The following is an 18,044-nucleotide window of genomic DNA, read 5'->3' as shown; positions in this document are numbered from 1 at the left end:
AATTTATGCCTCATTTTATGACAGCTAATAAAACCTTTGAAATTTTATTTTATTTATTAGAAATCTTCAATTTTCAATGTATAACTTATTATATAGTGCTTCCTTTAACTATAAATACACTAATATTAAAGGTTTTTATGATCATTAAGACGGATAAAGAAATAATAAAATTGCAAAAAATTGGTACAATTGTTGCTGACACTCTTGTTTATATGAAAAATTTAGCATGTGCAGGAATGACCACACTAGAATTAGACGAATTAGGTTTAGAATTTTTGAAAAAAAATAATGCTAAATCTGCACCACAATTAATGTATAATTTTCCTGGTGCAACTTGTATTTCTATCAACCACCAAGTTGCTCATGGCATACCATCAAACAAAAAAATTAAAGCAGGCGATTTAATTAATATTGATGTGTCCGCAGAACTAGATGGATATTTTGCTGATACAGGTGGTTCATTTATAATTGATGATGAAAATAATAATGATTTAAATTTAATTAATCTCTGTAAAGCAACTATTGAAGCAATGTATGCTGGTATTTATAGTGTAAAATCTGGATCGAAAATTTCAAATATTGGTTTTGCTATTGAAAAAGTGGCTAAAGAAAAAAATCTCACAATCATTGAAAACTTAGGAAGCCATGGTGTTGGACTTTCTTTACACGAAGAACCCAAATTTATTGCTCCATATTTTGATAAAAATGATCGAAGAATTTTACAAAATGGACAAGTAATAACAGTTGAACCTTTTTTATCCAACGGAGCTAAATATGCAAAAGAGGACAAAGATGGTTGGACTTTATTTATAGAGAAAAATAAAAGAGCAGCACAATTTGAGCACTCTATAATTGTTACCGAAAATGAGCCTATTATTTTGACTATTCCTAGTCATGGGAAGTTTTTTTGATAAAACTTTATAGATAATTATTATTTTAAAATTAATTATATCTTGTTTCCATTCCCAAAAAAGCATACATGGAACTTGGAAATGTTTTAATAGAGGGTAGAATCATGGACTATAAATCAGCAGTAGAAAAATTAATACCGTACGTACTTAATAAATATGATTCTTATCAAAAAGAAGCTCAATTAGCAGTAACTAACTTTTCGCAAAAATTTCCGAAAGAACAAATCACTTGTGCTAAAGGATGCGGAGCTTGTTGTCACTTTCCTATGGTTCCAATTACTCTTGGTGAAGCTTTCGTTCTTTTAAATAGATTGCTTGCTGAAGGGTATGATTTGCAAACATTAGCAGCAAAATTATTTGAATACTCAAGCAAATATTTTGATTTTGCGAAAGACTTAGGAACATTACCATTCAAAGATCAAGATCAAAAAAAGTTTTTAAACCTAAAAATTCCATGCCCCTTTTTTGTAAAAGAAGAAGGTAATCAATTTTCAGGTCATTGTGGTATTTTCACAATGCGACCTTTGATATGTGAGTTTTTTAATAGCCTAGATTCTCCAGCTAAATGCCAATTAAAACAACCACATCGAAGCCTAGAAATTACAAATGAGATTGGATCTAATATCCAAGATGAAATTCGTGAATATGAAAAAAAATTGTTTGGCAGGAGTACTATCGGACATTTACCTATTCTATTAGCAGCTTTATGCACGAAAGATGGATTAGAAAGTTTTTTAACAGAAAAACACTTAACTAGTGAAGAAATTAAAGATGAATATGCAGATGCGGTGAATGATTTCTCTCTTTACATTGAACTTTTAGCTAGTTTGGGATATCAAATATCGGAAAAAGATATCCTTGCACTTGAAGAAGCTCAATCTGAAATTATTAAAAATTGCCTTCCTACATAAATTCCATTTTTAAGATAAATTTTTGTTGTAATCTTTTTCACTGTTTTTAAATTTAAAAAAAACTTTTTGCATGAGTATGTACTATGCTGCTCATTAATATCTGAGCCAGAAATTGAAGGTAAAGTAATTTTATCAACAAAACGATCATCTATATACCATTCATGATATATTTTTGAGTAAAATCCTGCAGGTGCAATAATCGGAGATATTGCACAAATTTGTTTTCCGGCATTTAATGTACTGATAAAATCTTTTCTAGATTTTATATTTCCATTAATTAATTCATAAGATTTGTTGCCAGGCTTATCTATTGAATAGTTACTATTTTCAACCCAAATAGAAATAACAGGAAATTGGTATTCAGACGGAATAAATGAATGAATTGCAATAAAAATTGTTAATATAAATGAGGCTGCTATTTCTGGAATATTTATTTCTTGTTTTAAAAACAGCGAATTCCAAGGAAAAATAACTGAAAAGCATATAATAGTGAACCAAACATAATAATAATCAATAAATTGTGGAAAAAAAACTGCAAATAAAAATCCAAAAACCATGCAAGTAGCAATTAATCTTAAAAATAATCGAAATAGTTGAATTTTAAAGAGACGTATCCAAAATGGATCCCAAAGAGTCATTCCAACAAAAAACGAACAAAAAAATAGCCATATCCATTCCTGTCTAAAATATAAAAAAGGAATACAAAACATAAAAATATACTGGATAAAATATTGTGTGATAGTAAGTCCCACAAATTCAAATAAATCTTTTTGTTTATGAATATTAATATGAATTTTTTTTAAGTTACTTTGATTTTTTTGCGAAATTCTAGTAATGTAACTATACCAAGTTGACATTAAAATAATTAAAATAAAAAATGCAATTGTAAATAGCCCCAAACGGTATGCTTTGGAATAATCTCTTGTAAGCCAGAAGCTCGAAGCAATACCCCAAATTAAGCTCGCCCAGGGCAAAAGACGAGAATACTTGCTATAAACACTTTTTGCAGTACTTAAATACTTCAAATGACCTCATCAATACAAAAACTTTACATATTAGAAATAATAGCTTTTGCAAACTCAGAACATTTCACTTCTCTTGCACCACTTAATTGACGTGCAAAATCATAAGTTACAACTTTTTGCGCAAGAGTTTTTTCAAAAGCCTTTTCAATTAATGTAACAACTTCATTCCACCCAAGATACTCAAACATCATATTACCACTTAAAATAACAGAACCTGGGTTAACTTTATCCTGACCTGCATATTTTGGCGCTGTACCATGAGTTGCTTCAAATAAAGCATAACCATCACCTATGTTTGCGCCTGGAGCAATTCCTAAGCCACCAACTTGTGCAGCAAGAGCATCTGATAGGTAATCACCATTTAGGTTGGTACAAGCTAGAACTTCATATTCATCTGGACGTAAAAGAGCTTGTTGAAACATGTTATCAGCAATAGCATCTTTAACAAGAATTTTACCAGCTGGAACATTCCCATTACATTCTTCCCATGTAACGCAATGTTCCCTAAATTCTGTTTTCGCAACTTCATAACCCCAATCACGGAAAGCGCCTTCTGTGAATTTCATAATGTTACCTTTATGAACTAAAGTAACGCTTTTGCATTTATTTTTAATTGCATAATTAATTGCAGCTCTTACAAGTCTCTTAGAGCCAAATTCACTTACCGGTTTAATTCCTAAACCAGAGTCTTCACGAACTTTTTTTCCTAATGTATTTGCTAAAAACTCACGTAATTTTTTTTGTTCTTCTGTACCAGCTTTGAATTCAATACCTGCATAAATATCTTCTGTATTTTCGCGAAAAATGCACATATTAACTTTTTGTGGCTCACGCACAGGAGAAGGAACATTTGTATACCATTTGACAGGACGAACGCATTGATAAAGATCCAGAATTTGTCTTAATGCAACGTTCAAACTACGAATTCCACCACCAACTGGTGTAGTAAGAGGGCCTTTGATTGCCACTCTAAATTCTTTAATGGCGTCAATTGTCTCATCAGGTAACCAATTTCCGTGTTTATTAAAAGATTTTTCTCCAGCTGGTACTTCCATCCAGTGAATTTTCTTTTTGCCGCCATAGGCTTTTTGAACTGCAGCATCAAAAACCATTTGTGAAGCATTCCAAATATCAGGACCTGTCCCATCCCCTTCAATATAAGGAATTACAGGATTGTCAGGTACTTCAATTTTACCATTTGCATCAGCTTTTATATGAGCTCCACCTTGTGGAACAGTAATCAATTTATAAGACATGCCTATCCTCCTTTGAGTTGTGTATCTCTTGGCAGAGCGATTGCTTTTTACAAAACAATAAATCAAGATTCTTTTTTGATAAAACTATATCAAAATATTTTCAAGCTTATATGACATAATAGTGCTATAAAATTATTTAACAGCTTCTATAGTTTCTATTATACTTTTAAAATCTTTCGGCATATCTAAATTGAATTCAAAATTCTGACCATCTAATTGAAATTTCAAATAACACGCATGTAGCATATGTCTTAATGCTATTTGATAATATTTATGTCCATAAATATTTTGTGAATAAGTTTTATCACCCAATATTGGACATCCTATAGCATTTAAATGCACTCTTATTTGATGTGTTCTGCCAGTTTTAGGAAAACAGGATAATAAAGAAATATTTGCATCACTATAATAATTCAATAATTTATATCTTGTAAAGGCTTCTTTTGCATTTTTATTTTTAGAATTTGGATTAGTAATTGCAAAGTAACAATTTTTTCTGTTACTATCTTTAGCAATAGGAAAAGATAATTCTCCCTCATTTTGTTTTGGTTTATAAAAACATAAAGCTAAATAATTTTTTTCAATTAATTTATCCTTGAATAAATTTTCAAATTTCTTTTGTACTTCTGTATTTTTAGCTATAATCATTAATCCAGAAGTATCTTTGTCTAATCTATGAACAAGAAACATTTTTTTTAAATCAAATTTTTGAGGATAAACTTTATTTAATAAGTGGAAAATTGTATCTGTACTTGAAGTTAAAGTTGCTTGAGAAGCCACTCCTGCAGGTTTATTAATAATATAAAATAAATCATTTTCAAAAATTAATGTATCAAAATCCAATTTTATATCTAAGTTATTTTTTATATTTAATTGCTTTATAGAACTTGTTTGCACATTATCAGAATTAACCTCTTCCCAAAAGAGTTCAATTTTATCTCCTAGTTTTACTTCTGTTTTTGCGATTTTAATCCTTTTTTTATTTAAATACGCACCTCCAGAATCAATTATGTTTTTGATCCTCTTTCTACTTAAATTTGGGAAGAGATATGTAGCTACAACATCAAATCTTTCTCCTTTATGAACTTCAGAGACTTTAGCACTAACCGTTTTCAGCATATTTATACCTTAAAATAATATGTTACAAAAAAATTAAAAAAACTGGATGACAGGCCAAGGTTTTTATTGCATACATGCCTATCAAAGTCTCTTTAGTCTTACTACATGGTAGACCAAAGACTCTACAAACTTTTCAAAAGGTAAAGTAAAAATATGCAACTTAAACGAAATATTTCCAAAACAAGTCTTTTGTTTTTATCTATTGGCTCTATGGTTGGTTCAGGTTGGCTTTTTGGTTCCTTCTACACTGCCCAATCAGCAGGTCCTGCCGCAATACTTGCTTGGATTTTAGGTGGATTTTGCGTTGGTATTATTGCTTTAACTTTTGCTGAATTATCTACAATGCTTCCTCTAAGTGGAGGATCTACTGCTTATTCATTACTCAGTCATGGCAAAATGACCGGTGCTATTTTTGCATGGATCACTTGGCTATGGACAATGGTCGTAGCGCCAATTGAAGTACAAGCAGTCTTGCAGTATGCATCTAACTACATTCCTAATCTTATGGAAAAAATAAATGGAGTTGATACGCTGACTGGTAAGGGGCTATTATTCGCAACTTTATTAATGGCAATCTTATCATTTATTAATATCGTTGGCGTTAAATTTATGGCCGAAACAAATAAATTTGTTGTCATCTGGAAATTAATCATTCCAGTAGGAGTTGCGATATTACTCTTATCAACTAATATCCATCCAGAAAATTTAACTTCCCATGAATTTTTTCCATTTGGATTTAACGGATTACTTTCTTCCATCTCTATTGGTGGGGTTAGCTTCTCATTTTTTGGTTTTCAGACTGCCATTTTTCTTGCAGGAGAAGCAAAAAACCCACAAAAATCAATTCCATTTGCTTTATTTGGTTCAATTTTAGCAAGTATGGCTTTATATGTTATTTTACAAATTGGATTTATCCTATCAGTTGAGCCTACTGCTATTACAAATGGCTGGGATAAAATTAGTTTTACAGGCGATGCTGGCCCATTTGCGGGTATATTTATAGCCTTAGGATTTGCTTTTATGGTAAAAATTCTTTACTTTGACGCAATTATTTCTCCCTTTGGAACTGCAGTCGGCTTTGTAGCATCTTCTTCTAGAATTTTATATTCAATGAGTATTCAAGGAGATGCGCCAAAAGCATTTTCTAAAGTAAATCGCTTTTCAATTCCTTGGACGGCAATATTAGTTAACTTTTTAATTGGAATGTTATTTTTTCTACCTTTTTCCGGATGGCAATCCATGATTGCATTTTTATCCGCTGCAATTGTTCTCTCTCTTGCTTGTGGGCCAATTTGTTTACCAATTTTTAGAAAAAATCTTCCACACTTATCTAGGCCATTTAAACTACCTTATCCTAAATTTCTTTCGTTCTTATCATTCTATGTTTGTAATCTCATGTTGCAGTGGACAGGTTGGGAAACAGTTTGGAAACTTTTTGTTGCAGTTGGACTTGGAGTTTTTGTATTTGTTTTATCGCATAATTTAAGCAAATCAGCACGCAAAGAAACACTATCCTTGAAATCGTTTAGTTGGTTATTACTTTATTTATTGCTATCAGGAATTGTTTCTTATCTCGGTACTTATAAAGGTGGGTTAGGGGTTATTTCTATGCAGTTAGACTTTGTTGTTATAGCATTTACAAGTTTAGTAGTATTCATCTATGCACAAAAAACTGCAATCAGCGAAAAAGAAACAAATGATATATATCAAAAAATTCTTAATAATCATTCAAGCTGATTTGCAGGAATTTCATTATTATTTTTATTTTTTCTTCTTTTATTATAAAAGAATACTGAATAAAATCCGCATAAAATACATAAAACAAAAAATATAATTGCTAGAACAAAATTAAAATAGAGCATTGAAACTAAACTTATAAAAGACAATATTAAAGCTATTATTGGAAAATAAGGATAAAATGGAGCTCGAAAAGGACGTTCAAGTTCAGGTTCTTTCTTTCTTAATTTTATTAATGAAAACATAGATATTATATACATAATTATAGCACCAAATACTGACATAATAACAATACTAGCACTGAGAGTCTGGCCTTGAATTTTAATAATATTATCACTAAAAATAACTAATACTCCAAAAATACTTCCAGCAAATATAGCAACATAAGGAGTTTTAAAAGTAGGATGTATTTTTGCCAAAAAACTAGGTAAATATCCTTCTCGTGAAAGTGCAAATATTTGTCGAGAGTATCCCATTATAATTCCATGAAAAGAAGCAATTAATCCAAATAACCCTAACCAAACAAGCATGTGCAACCAACCGCTTGAGTTTCCCACTATAACTTTCATAGCTTCGGGTAGCGGATCATTAATATTTGCAAATTTCCGCCAATCACCTACACCTCCAGCAAAAATCATGACACCAAGAGCTAGAACTATTAAAGTCATAATTCCAGAAATAAATGCTCTGGGAATAGTTTTTCTTGGATTTTTAACTTCTTCAGCTGCCATTGCAGCACCTTCAATAGCTAAAAAGAACCAGATAGCAAATGGAATAGCAGCTAAAATACCAGAAACACTTGCAATTGAAAAATGATCACTTCCTGCCCAACCATTACTAATAAAGTTTTCTAATTTAAATCCTGGAAAAACAACTCCCATAAAAATTAATAATTCTATAATAGCAAAAATTGTAACAATTAATTCAAAACTTGCAGCAATACTCACACCTATAATATTTAGTATTGTAAAAATAAAGTAACAAAAACATGCTATCCATTTAGGATCCAAAGATGGAAATTGGACATTTAAATATGCCCCAATTGCCAATGCAATTGCTGGAGGTGCAAATAAAAATTCTACTAAAGTAGCAAATCCTGCAATGTAACCTCCTATTGGCCCAAATGCTCTTTTAGCATAGGCAAATGGCCCTCCTGCATGAGGAATTGCTGTTGATAATTCTGTAAAACTAAATATGAAAGTAAAGTACAAAGATGATATTAGAAAAAAAGTAATTAAGAATCCTAAAGTTCCTGCGCTACCCCAACCATAACTCCAACCAAAATACTCTCCAGAAATAACAAGTCCTACAGCAATACCCCAAAGTTGAAATGTTCCCAAAACAGGTTTTAATTTATCCTCTTTTATTTCCATATTATCCTTCACAAAAAAAATTAAAATTTATAAAAATAAATTTAACATAGAATTATAAAATTTCTAATTTTTTTATTGTTTTTTATTTTGGATATCTATCATAAATAAGTATTTATATAATTGTATTTAATTGTAGAAAATTAAAAAAGACAAAATAATAATTAAAGTAACTTAATATAGTTTTAAAATTAGAATTATTCTATTTTATCTAAAAAAATCCTTAAATTTTTATTTTTATGTTTACATTTTTTAATTTAAGCTTATATATTCTAATTTAATTTAATATTAAGATTAGAAAAAGATGACTTTTTAAGGAATGGGGGATTAAGATGTCTACAAGACTTTCTGGAGTTAGATTTTTTTCCTTGGGTGAATCCTGGAGGAATGCTTTTATTAGTGGCAAATCAATTTGTGAGATAGCTCATGAAGAAAAACAAAACCCCCAAACCATCAGCAGAGCAATCTGGCTAGCAAGAATCCCAGAGTCATTAAAACAAGAAATTCAAATGTACCCTGAATTATTTTCAAGGAAAATTTTAATCGATACCTTTGCTGCAAAAAGAAACCAATGTGAAAAAGATAATTTCAAAAAACTAAGAACTGAAGTTAAAAGAATGATTGAATTAGGTAAAGGAACAAAACCAAATTTAACTACCAAGAAAAAAAATAATATTTTAAAAAAATTTAAATTAATAAAGACTAACCCTAATTTGCAATTACAAGAAGCAATTAAATTAGAAAATTTAATAAAAAATAAAATAAATTTACATTGCCGAGTTTCTTTTAACAGACAGGGTCAAGGGGAACTAAGAGTTTTTTTTGATAGCAAAGAAGAACTCAAAAATTTACTCCAAAAATTAACATAATATTTTAATTTTATTGAGTTTTTATCCTTTTTGGATTATGTAATAAATTCTGTTTCCTATTTGCTTAATATTTAAAGGAATGAAATTATGCTAAAAAAGTTTTGTCCATTTATATTAGCCCCATTAATTATAAATTCTTTCTTACTAATACCTATATCTGCTTTTCCAGAAAACATGAATTCTAAAAGAAATAAGTTCACAATGAAAAAACCTTTGCAACCTCCAAAGTATAACAATCAATCTAAACCCCCCTCAAACTTCACAATAAATTATCAAGAACAACAAAAATCAACTTTACCTTTTAGTGATCGTAGAGACTATGAGGAATCTATTAAAGGGCTATTAGCAAAGCCGAACGATAGGTTTATAAAAGGGAGTAATGGGAATATTATTTGGGATTTTCATTTTTATGATTTTTTAAAGACATTAACTAATACAAGTAGCATTCATCCTTCTTTATACAGACAGGCTGTACTAAATATGGAATATGGATTATTTGAAGTTATTCCAAACAAAATTTATCAAATAAGAGGATATGATTTAGCAAATTTAACTGCTATTAGAACACAAAATGGTTGGATATTGATAGATGTGTTAACATCCAAGGAAACCGCTCAAGCGGCATTAAATTTATTAAATAATTACTTTGGAACTCTTCCCATAAAAGCAGTTATATACTCTCACTCACATAGCGATCATTTTGGAGGAGTGCACGGTGTAATTAATGAAAATGACGCTCGAAATGGAAGTATTAAGGTCATAGCTCCCAAAGGATTTATGGAGGCAGCAGTTTCCGAAAATGTTTATGCAGGAAATGCAATGAACAGGAGACTGTTTTATCAATATGGTCTTTATCTCCCAAGAAATGAGCAAGGACATGTAGACCAGGCCATTGGAAAAATGACTTCAGCAGGTACAGTTGGTTTAATTGCTCCAAATTACATAGTAACAAATAATTTTGAAACTATGATAATTGATGGGGTTAAACTAGAATTTCAAAACACACCAGGAACCGAAGCCCCTGCTGAAATGAATATTTATTTCCCTGAATTAAAAGCATTTTGGGCAGCTGAAAATATTACAAGTACTGTTCATAATATTTATACTTTAAGAGGAGCATTAGTAAGAGATGCATTAAGTTGGTCAAAACATATTAATGAATCTTTGTACAGATATGGAAAACAAGCTGAAGTGATGTTTGCTTCACACAATTGGCCCAAATGGGGTAACGCACGTATTCAAGAATATATGCGGACACAACGAGACGTTTACGCTAATTTAAATAATGGTGTTTTAAATTTAGCAAATAAAGGTGTAACAATTAATCAAATTCATAACGAATATAAGCCACCTAAAAGTCTGCAAAATCAATGGGCTGCTAGAAGTTACCATGGTTCTGTAGCGCATAATAGTCGCGCTGTAATCAATCGTTATCTTGGATACTGGGATGCTAATCCCGCCACATTGTTACCTTTGTCTCCAAAAGATTCTGCCCCTCTTTATGTTGAAATGATGGGTGGAGCTGAAAAAATAATGCTAAAAGCAAACCAGTTATCTAATGAAGGAAAATACTTTTTTGCAGCAGAAATTTTAAATAAGTTAATTTATGCTCAACCACAAAATACAGAAGCAAAATTTTTATTAGCTGATGTATTTGAACAAATTGGCTATCAACAAGAAAGCACAAGCCTAAGAAATAGTTTTTTAGCAGCTTCTCTAGAACTCAGAACTGGAATTCCTTCAGGTGGAAAAGGAAAATCTACAAGTACAGATATGATAGCAGCTATGCCAACTGAGCTTTGGTTCGACTATATGGCAATTCGTTTAAATAGTGCAAAAGCAGAAGGAAAAAACTATATAATTAACTTAACTACACCTGATAACAATGAAAAATTTGTTATAGAATTAAGCAATTCTTCTCTAACAAATATTAAGGGTTTTTTAGCTGATAACCCCCACCTTTCAATGACAATTAATAGGGCTGATTTAGAAGAAATTATTACCGGTAAAAGTACTTTTGCAACTAAAATTAAAGAAGGAAAATTAATCGTTACAGGGGATAAAGAAATTTTAGCTCAGATAAATTCAATGCTGGATAAATTTGAACCAAATTTTGAAATTCTTCCTGGTACAGCAAATATATCCAACACAAGAAGTTAAATGATCCTTTCTTTAAAAAATATTTAGAATAATTCTAAAAAACAAAATACATAAATTTCTATATCTTACAAAATAATACAAAAAACTCATCTCAAGCATTTATTCCAATACTATTTCTATATATATTAAATTGAATTTATAACCTGGAAGGAGACCAAATGGATTTGGTTTTTGACAATATTTTCAAAAATGGAATTTTAAACAAATATAAAGTAGAAAGAATTTCTCCTAAAGAGTATTGGGAAATTTTTTATGATGAGTTTCCCAATGAAGAACTGAATAAGATGACTTTTATTCGCGAAGCATTATTGTCCGAAGAACAAAGAATAAAAAGACAATTGCTAGAAGAACGTTACCAATTCAACAAAATTGAGAATTATATCAAAGTAATGGATGGTAACTTAACAATAGCATTATTTCGCGGAGAACAAAAATCTGTAGATATCTATTATATGCGCCATGCTATTGTAAAAAGAGAATATAGAACTTATGGTATTTATAATGATTACCTAGATAAAGTAATTCAATATTGTAGCGAAAGGGGTTTCTTACAAATTATAAGTTGTTTTGTACTATCAAATATAAATATATATAGAACAAAAATCAAAAAAGATTTTTATTTAACAGGTATTGAAACTCATGCTGAGTATGGACAAATTGGATGGTTGTGTCATTTTCTTCATGAAGACTTGAAAAAAGCATTTTTCTTTCGTTGTGGAAATGTTGAATTCAGTAAAAATCTTTACAATAATTCAGAAAAAAATGCGGTAAGGTTATTAAAATTACTTAAAAATTATTCCTAAATAATATATTAACTACCAGCAGGTTCACTATTTTCATAACCTTTTATGGTTTCTGGATCTACTTTTTCCCTATTTATAATTTTCCAAGTTGATAAACCAATAATTATTAAAAACAAAACAAACAAAAGATAAAAAAGAGGATGAATAAAAACTGATAATGTAAGCGAAACAAATCCTAAAATTCCACAAACAACAATATTTGTCATAACTTTATCTGAATTATTAAGAGGCAATTCAGCATCAAGAACTGCTTTTGTATATCCTTGAATGAGAATTCTTCTTTCTCTGACTGTAGTGAAAAATTTAAATAAACTTTTAGGTGAGAAAGAATAGCGAATATACCAAAAGGGAATATGAACAATATGTAATCCAACAACTTCTATTTCTGTTCTATGTTCATATAAAGTACCAACTTTGGTTTTTACCATTCTTCTATGATACTCATTAATTTGATCTTTTGCTCTAGCTACAGCGGAAGTTTCTCTGGTTTGAATGCTAGCTACAGCTATTTCATTTGTTTGTTCATATTTAAAAGGTACTTTTGCTTCATAAATTGGTTTTAAACCCTCGTCTTGAACACCCATTGTTTCATCTAAAGGAAAGCCTTCCCAATCAACATTCACACTTTCTCTAGGATGATGTAGACGCTCCAAACCCCAATGTTCTTTAGGAGATTTTCTAGCTAGAATTGCCCATCTATAACGCCGACTAAAACGGCCTTCTTCTTTTATAAATCCTGAAGCCAAATCACGAACTCTACCAGGATATAAATTCTTTTTGGCACTATGCCCACTCCAAAAAGTATGCGCTTCTGCAGAGATTACCCAGTAAGGCAAAATGATTCCATATGACCCGAGAATACTAAATTCACTCTTTATTTTCCCAGGATTATGATACCTTTTTGTTATCCATTCATTAAAAATACTTTCTAAATTTTCTTTTTGAATTGTAGATGGTATGATATAATGATCACCTATTAAGTCTTTTGCACCTTCATCAGGATCAATAATAAATCCTGCCGAACAAAATGGACAGAGATGAATGTAATCATCTGGACTATAATCAAAAGAAGCTTGACAAGAGGCGCAAGAAACTTCAAACATTTAAGGAAAACCTCATTTTCATTAAATTAATTTTAGAATACAAGATAAAAAAGAATTATTAAAGAATAGATAATAATCAATATGTCAATTATTTAAACACATAATTTTAAAGTTAATAAATGAATTAGTTTTTCTACATTTTTTTCGAGATTTTCAATAGATGAAGAGTTGTCAATAACATAATCTGCATAGGAAATTTTTTCATTATCAGGCATTTGTGATGCCATAATTTTTTTTGCAGCAACTTCATCTAAATTTCTATTTTCTTTTAATCTACTTAATTTTATATCTTCTTGCGCAGTGACTACAATACAAAAATCAAAATCCGCTTTCCTATTAAGTTCTAAAATTAAAGAAGCTTCATAAAAAACCCATGCTGTAGGAGCCAACTTATTTATTGATTGAAATTTTAAATTAAAGTGCTCATTCATAGCCGGATGCATAATTTTTTCAAATAATTTTTTTAGTTTAGGATCAGAAAATATAAGGTTTCTAACAAATTCTCTATTCAAAATTCCATTGCTTACAAAAACTTCTTCACCAAAAATAGATTTTATTCTAGCTTGAACTGCTGGATAAAACAAAACCTCGCGCGAAATAATGTCTGCATCCCAAACACAATATCCGCGTTTTGCAAGCATTTTTGATAGCAATGACTTTCCTGATCCAATTCCACCAGTTATTACTATTTTTTTTGCCATAATTATTTAGCGTTTATTGTTATCACGTTGTTGTCTATTGTATTGATTATTATTTGTGTTTGTAGATTGTTCATCATAAAAACGTTGGGTATTTTGGTAATTATTAGATCTTGTATTATTAAATCGTTGTTGTTGAGAATTATTATTTTGATATTGGTTTCTAAATCCATTTTGTCCTAAATTTTGTTGTCTAGAATTATTTTGTTGATAATTTCTATTTACATTATTTCTATTGTTCATATTTTGCGAAGTGTGCTGCTGATTTCTTTGTTGAAAACCAAATCTATTTCTATTTTGTACATTATTTTGTTGTTGGCGAGAATTATTCATCATGTGATGGCTCAAATGCGGTTGAGGGCTAGTTTGAGTACCATCTGAGTGAACATAGCCAGTTCTTGTCATTAAATGACTTGGAGTAGGTCTAGATTGATCTTCAAAAACTCTTTTTGTAACACCTTCTGCAACCAATTCAACCAACAAATCTTCAACTGAAATGCCTTCCATTTTAGACATTTGTCTTAATTGATTCATGAGTGACCATGAAAAAGAGACATTTACAGAATTTTGAGAAAAATCTCTTACCTCTGGTGCTTCTTCATCGCCAAAAGATTCATCATAGTTTTCCTCGAAAATCTGAGAATCATCTTCTAAATCAAAAGAATTATTTTGCTCTGTTTCCCAACCATTTTCTGAATTTACTTCCTCAGTAGAAGCAACTTCTTCCAAACTATCTTCCGCGGGACTTAGTGCCACAATATTCTCCATTTCTTTTAAAGGATTTAATTCAGTTTCACTCGGAAAAGTTGAAGGCATAAAACTTTCATTGGTATTTTCATTTTTATCAGAAATTTCATTTGCTATAGCTTTTAACTTGGGAGGACGACCTCTACCACGTTTAACAGGTGCGGATTCTAACATAGTATCTTTTGAACTTTCTTCAAAAAGGGACAAAGAAACATACCTACGAGAGTGAAAATTAATCACGACGATACTCCAAATATAAAGAAACAAAAAAGTTATTTAATAATTTAAAAATTCAGGCAGAATCTCAATAAAAAAATTCCTATGCAATTAAAAAACTTGAACATATAGAAGGAGAGATTTTCTCACTTCATATACAATCCCATAATTGAACTCTTAAAACAAGTTCTTAAAAGCAACTGAAAAGGAAAATTGTTCCTAGATGGTAAGCTTTTAATTAATTTACATCATTAGGATCTTGCAAATCAGCATATTCTGAAAGCATATTTAAGTTCTCGGTCCAACCAGATTTAACTTTAACAAAAAGTTCTAAAAACACCTTTCTATCAAGATGTCTTTCCAAAGAAATTCTTGCATCAGTTCCAATACTTTTTAGTCTAGAACCTTTTTTACCTATCACGATTCCCTTATGAGAATCACGTTCAACCACAATAGTAGCAGAAATATTTGTAACATTATTTTTGTTTTCAAATATATCGATTACGACTGCAATTTTATAAGGAAGCTCTTGACCTAATTGGCGAAAAATTTGTTCACGAATAATTTCAGCGCAGACAAATCTTTGTGGCCTATCAGTGAGATCATCTTCACCAAAAAGCCATTCACCTTCAGGCATCTGAGATAAAATATAATTTCTAAGAGACGCAACTTCTGTAGGTCGCTTAGATGAGACCATCAATGGGAAATCCCCAATTAATTGGCATTTTAATTCAGATACTGATTTGACACCTTCAATCAGGTCATGAAATCGATTTACAATATTTTGCCTTCCGTGCTCTACTTCCTCTATCTTAACCTTATCTGTTTTAGTTGCAAGGACTAGAAGCTTTTTCTCAAACTTTTTTAAAATTCCATCTAACCAAAGGGTATCTTCTTCATGCCAACCATTAGTTACGTCAATCAAGTAGCAAACCAAGTCCGCATCTTTTAAAACACTCCATGCTACCTTATTCATTACTTGATTCATTTTTGGAAGATTATCAGATTTGTGAATTCCAGGGGTATCTAAAAGTAGGGCTTGGCTATTTCCTTCAGAACAAACTCCCAATATTTTATTTCTTGTTGTTTGAGGTTTATTACTTACAACAGCTAACTTTGTTCCCAATAAAGCATTTAAAAGAGTACTTTTACCTGCGTTAGGACGCCCTAATAATGCTACATATCCACAATTTTTTGTCATTTTTCCCTACCAAAAAAACTTATAATCATTTCTTTTGTTAATTTTCCTGTTTCAATTTTATCTACAATATTTTCTGCTACTTTTTTGCTAGCTTCCCTTTTACTCGCTGCTACTGCTCGTCCAATTTCTGTATTTCCAATAAAGGCAGCAACAATAAAGAAGGTTTCTTGTGGTGTTCCTTCAGTGCCAATCGTTTTGTACACAGGAGGCACTCCAATAATTCCTTGAGTCCACTGCTGCAATTTACTTTTTGCATCAAATTTAAGCAAAATATTCGGACCTTCTTGAATATCTTCAGCAAAAACCTTTAGCAACCAAGAATGAACCTTTTCTTCACCAGCATCGAGCAAAAGTGCTGCCGTAATAGATTCAAACGCGTCAGCTAAAACATTATCTCTTCGCTGGGGATTAGAATTCATTTCAGCTTTTCCTACGAGGAGACAATCTCCTACACCAAGATCACGACTTTTTGAAGCTAAATTTTCAGTCCCAACTATAGCTGCTCTTAATCTTGATAAATCACCTTCTTGGAGTGATTTGTGTTGAATCATAGCTTCTGAGGCAATAAAAAAACTTAAAAAAGCATCTCCTAAAAATTCAAGCCTTTCATTAGAAAAAATACCTGATTTATCATTAGGCCAGTAAACTAATGAAGAGCGATGGACTAAAGAAATAGCGGCTAATTTCTTATCATTATAACGATGACCTTGAATTTCACCTAATTTATCAATATTTGCTTCGATTTGCGGAAATACTTTACTTAACTTATTAAAATTAAATTCACGTAAATGAATTTTTAATAAGGAGAGACGCTTCTCTAACATTACTCAAAAACCTTATCAATAAATCCGCCTCCAAGAACTTCATTATCCTTGTATAAAACAGCAATTTGACCTGGTGTTACAGATTTTTGAGGAGAAAGAAATTTCAAAGTAACTTTATCAGAACTCATATCAATAATAGCAGAACAAGGTGAAGAACGATAACGTATTTTCACTTCAAACTGAGATTCATTTCGAATATTTCGTATAGAATGAAATTTTTTAAACGAAAAACCCGAACGATAAAGATACTTTTCTTCACCAACAAAAACAGTTCCTGTTTCAGAATCTATTCTTGTTACATAGAGAGGATTTGGATAAGAAATTTTTAAACCTTTTCTTTGTCCTACTGTAAATTGATGTATTCCATCATGTTCGCTAAGTATTTGGCCATCCTCATGTTTAATAGAGCCTTTAATCAAGTCTGATTCTTGGACTCTATTTGCAATAAACTTTGCATAATCATTATTTGGAATAAAACAAATTTCCATGCTCTCTTTTTTAGAAGCATTTATTAAACCGTATTTTTCAGCAATAACTCTTACTTCAGGCTTTGTTAGTTCACCTAATGGAAATAAAACTTTCGCAAGCCTCTCTTGAGTCATGGAATATAAAAAGTAACTTTGATCCTTATGAGAATCAAGACCTTTTAATAATTTATATTGCCCATATGATTCATCATAAACAATTTTGGCGTAATGCCCAGTTGCAACATAGTCACATCCTAGACGTTGAGCTCTATCTAATAAATGATCAAATTTAAGAAAAGTATTACATGCAACACAAGGATTAGGTGTTCTTCCTTTAAGATATTCGTCAGTAAAATAATCAACTACATTTTCTTTAAAATCATCTTGATAATCAAAAACGTAAAAAGGAATTCCCAATTTATGTGCTACCATTCTTGCATCAGCGACATCATCTAAACTGCAGCAAGTATCAAATTTACTATTTGGGTCACAACTGGTTTCATTTTGGGAGTAATCCCAAAGCTGCATTGTTACCCCAATAACATCATACCCTTTTTCAACCAATAAAGCAGCTGCTACTGAGCTATCAACGCCACCAGACATTGCGACAAGAACTCTTTTTTTCAT

The 18,044-nt window shown here is 30.8% G+C and carries 16 protein-coding genes; 6 read left to right on the top strand and 10 right to left on the bottom strand.

Going from position 1 to position 18,044, the window contains the following annotated elements; all coding sequences use genetic code 11:
• Positions 1-137 precede the first annotated feature (137 nt).
• Both map and GOY08_RS10415 read left to right on the top strand, forming a co-directional pair.
• The gene (gene map, locus GOY08_RS10420) at positions 138-911 is read left to right on the top strand and encodes a type I methionyl aminopeptidase (protein ID WP_158998846.1); all 774 of its coding nucleotides are present in this window, start codon (positions 138-140) and stop codon (positions 909-911) included.
• A 104-nt stretch (positions 912-1,015) separates the two neighbouring features.
• Complete coding sequence (locus tag GOY08_RS10415) at positions 1,016-1,822, top strand: YkgJ family cysteine cluster protein (RefSeq protein ID WP_158998845.1); 807 nt, start codon at positions 1,016-1,018, stop codon at positions 1,820-1,822.
• Here GOY08_RS10415 and GOY08_RS10410 read toward each other — a convergent pair.
• From GOY08_RS10410 to GOY08_RS10400, 3 genes are all read right to left on the bottom strand, one after another.
• The gene (locus GOY08_RS10410) at positions 1,786-2,847 is read right to left on the bottom strand and encodes a hypothetical protein (protein ID WP_158998844.1); all 1,062 of its coding nucleotides are present in this window, start codon (positions 2,845-2,847) and stop codon (positions 1,786-1,788) included. The genes GOY08_RS10415 and GOY08_RS10410 overlap by 37 nt on opposite strands.
• A 23-nt stretch (positions 2,848-2,870) precedes the next feature.
• Positions 2,871-4,103, bottom strand: coding sequence for an isocitrate dehydrogenase (NADP(+)) (gene icd, locus GOY08_RS10405; RefSeq protein WP_158998843.1), 1,233 nt, complete (start codon positions 4,101-4,103; stop codon positions 2,871-2,873).
• Positions 4,104-4,235: 132 nt separating this feature from the next.
• Positions 4,236-5,222, bottom strand: a complete 987-nt coding sequence (locus tag GOY08_RS10400) for an RluA family pseudouridine synthase (RefSeq protein ID WP_158998842.1) — start codon at positions 5,220-5,222, stop codon at positions 4,236-4,238.
• A gap of 153 nt (positions 5,223-5,375) precedes the next feature.
• Between GOY08_RS10400 and GOY08_RS10395 the strand changes: the two genes are divergently transcribed.
• Positions 5,376-6,959 (top strand): APC family permease, encoded by a 1,584-nt coding sequence (locus GOY08_RS10395; protein ID WP_158998841.1) that lies wholly within the window; start codon positions 5,376-5,378, stop codon positions 6,957-6,959.
• Here GOY08_RS10395 and eat read toward each other — a convergent pair.
• The gene (gene eat / locus GOY08_RS10390) at positions 6,947-8,332 is read right to left on the bottom strand and encodes an ethanolamine permease (RefSeq protein WP_158998840.1); all 1,386 of its coding nucleotides are present in this window, start codon (positions 8,330-8,332) and stop codon (positions 6,947-6,949) included. The genes GOY08_RS10395 and eat overlap by 13 nt on opposite strands.
• 329 nt (positions 8,333-8,661) lie before the next feature.
• Between eat and GOY08_RS10385 the strand changes: the two genes are divergently transcribed.
• The 3 genes from GOY08_RS10385 to GOY08_RS10375 all read left to right on the top strand — a co-directional run bounded on the left by GOY08_RS10385 (position 8,662) and on the right by GOY08_RS10375 (position 12,161).
• Positions 8,662-9,198 carry a hypothetical protein gene (locus GOY08_RS10385; RefSeq protein ID WP_158998839.1) on the top strand — a complete coding sequence of 179 codons (537 nt, stop codon included), beginning with the start codon at positions 8,662-8,664 and terminating at the stop codon, positions 9,196-9,198.
• Positions 9,199-9,399: 201 nt separating this feature from the next.
• The gene (locus GOY08_RS10380) at positions 9,400-11,358 is read left to right on the top strand and encodes an alkyl/aryl-sulfatase (protein WP_158999071.1); all 1,959 of its coding nucleotides are present in this window, start codon (positions 9,400-9,402) and stop codon (positions 11,356-11,358) included.
• Positions 11,359-11,516: 158 nt separating this feature from the next.
• Positions 11,517-12,161: a hypothetical protein gene (locus GOY08_RS10375; RefSeq protein WP_158998838.1), complete on the top strand. Its 645-nt coding sequence runs from the start codon at positions 11,517-11,519 to the stop codon at positions 12,159-12,161.
• Positions 12,162-12,169: 8 nt separating this feature from the next.
• On the opposite strand, the gene GOY08_RS10370 is transcribed toward GOY08_RS10375, so the two are convergent.
• The 6 genes from GOY08_RS10370 to mnmA all read right to left on the bottom strand — a co-directional run bounded on the left by GOY08_RS10370 (position 12,170) and on the right by mnmA (position 18,044).
• Positions 12,170-13,264 carry a hypothetical protein gene (locus GOY08_RS10370; protein WP_158998837.1) on the bottom strand — a complete coding sequence of 365 codons (1,095 nt, stop codon included), beginning with the start codon at positions 13,262-13,264 and terminating at the stop codon, positions 12,170-12,172.
• A gap of 92 nt (positions 13,265-13,356) precedes the next feature.
• Positions 13,357-13,965, bottom strand: a complete 609-nt coding sequence (coaE, locus tag GOY08_RS10365; RefSeq protein WP_158998836.1) for a dephospho-CoA kinase — start codon at positions 13,963-13,965, stop codon at positions 13,357-13,359.
• Between the two features lie 6 nt (positions 13,966-13,971).
• The gene (locus GOY08_RS10360; RefSeq protein ID WP_158998835.1) at positions 13,972-14,949 is read right to left on the bottom strand and encodes a hypothetical protein; all 978 of its coding nucleotides are present in this window, start codon (positions 14,947-14,949) and stop codon (positions 13,972-13,974) included.
• Positions 14,950-15,163: 214 nt separating this feature from the next.
• On the bottom strand, positions 15,164-16,126 hold the full coding sequence (gene era, locus GOY08_RS10355) for a GTPase Era (RefSeq protein WP_158998834.1): 963 nt from the start codon (positions 16,124-16,126) through the stop codon (positions 15,164-15,166).
• A complete protein-coding gene (rnc, locus tag GOY08_RS10350; protein WP_158998833.1) occupies positions 16,123-16,950 on the bottom strand; it encodes a ribonuclease III in 828 nt (275 codons plus the stop codon). Before rnc ends, era begins: the two co-directional genes overlap by 4 nt.
• The gene (mnmA, locus tag GOY08_RS10345) at positions 16,950-18,044 is read right to left on the bottom strand and encodes a tRNA 2-thiouridine(34) synthase MnmA (RefSeq protein WP_158998832.1); all 1,095 of its coding nucleotides are present in this window, start codon (positions 18,042-18,044) and stop codon (positions 16,950-16,952) included. The genes rnc and mnmA overlap by 1 nt, the downstream gene beginning before the upstream one ends.

Origin of the sequence: Pigmentibacter ruber (assembly GCF_009792895.1) — a bacterium.
Lineage (GTDB): Bacteria > Bdellovibrionota_B > Oligoflexia > Silvanigrellales > Silvanigrellaceae > Silvanigrella > Silvanigrella rubra.
The sequence above is the reverse complement of the archived record's forward strand: the minus strand, read 5'-3'. Positions and strand labels throughout refer to the sequence as shown.

Coding starts and splice junctions, on each gene's coding strand:
- map (WP_158998846.1), top strand. CDS start 138: ATGATCATTAAGACGGATAAAGAAATAATAAAATTGCAAAAAATTGGT.
- GOY08_RS10415 (WP_158998845.1), top strand. CDS start 1,016: ATGGACTATAAATCAGCAGTAGAAAAATTAATACCGTACGTACTTAAT.
- icd (WP_158998843.1), bottom strand. CDS start 4,103: ATGTCTTATAAATTGATTACTGTTCCACAAGGTGGAGCTCATATAAAA.
- GOY08_RS10400 (WP_158998842.1), bottom strand. CDS start 5,222: ATGCTGAAAACGGTTAGTGCTAAAGTCTCTGAAGTTCATAAAGGAGAA.
- GOY08_RS10395 (WP_158998841.1), top strand. CDS start 5,376: ATGCAACTTAAACGAAATATTTCCAAAACAAGTCTTTTGTTTTTATCT.
- eat (WP_158998840.1), bottom strand. CDS start 8,332: ATGGAAATAAAAGAGGATAAATTAAAACCTGTTTTGGGAACATTTCAA.
- GOY08_RS10385 (WP_158998839.1), top strand. CDS start 8,662: ATGTCTACAAGACTTTCTGGAGTTAGATTTTTTTCCTTGGGTGAATCC.
- GOY08_RS10380 (WP_158999071.1), top strand. CDS start 9,400: ATGAAAAAACCTTTGCAACCTCCAAAGTATAACAATCAATCTAAACCC.
- GOY08_RS10375 (WP_158998838.1), top strand. CDS start 11,517: ATGGATTTGGTTTTTGACAATATTTTCAAAAATGGAATTTTAAACAAA.
- GOY08_RS10370 (WP_158998837.1), bottom strand. CDS start 13,264: ATGTTTGAAGTTTCTTGCGCCTCTTGTCAAGCTTCTTTTGATTATAGT.
- coaE (WP_158998836.1), bottom strand. CDS start 13,965: ATGGCAAAAAAAATAGTAATAACTGGTGGAATTGGATCAGGAAAGTCA.
- era (WP_158998834.1), bottom strand. CDS start 16,126: ATGACAAAAAATTGTGGATATGTAGCATTATTAGGGCGTCCTAACGCA.
- rnc (WP_158998833.1), bottom strand. CDS start 16,950: ATGTTAGAGAAGCGTCTCTCCTTATTAAAAATTCATTTACGTGAATTT.
- mnmA (WP_158998832.1), bottom strand. CDS start 18,044: ATGAAAAAAAGAGTTCTTGTCGCAATGTCTGGTGGCGTTGATAGCTCA.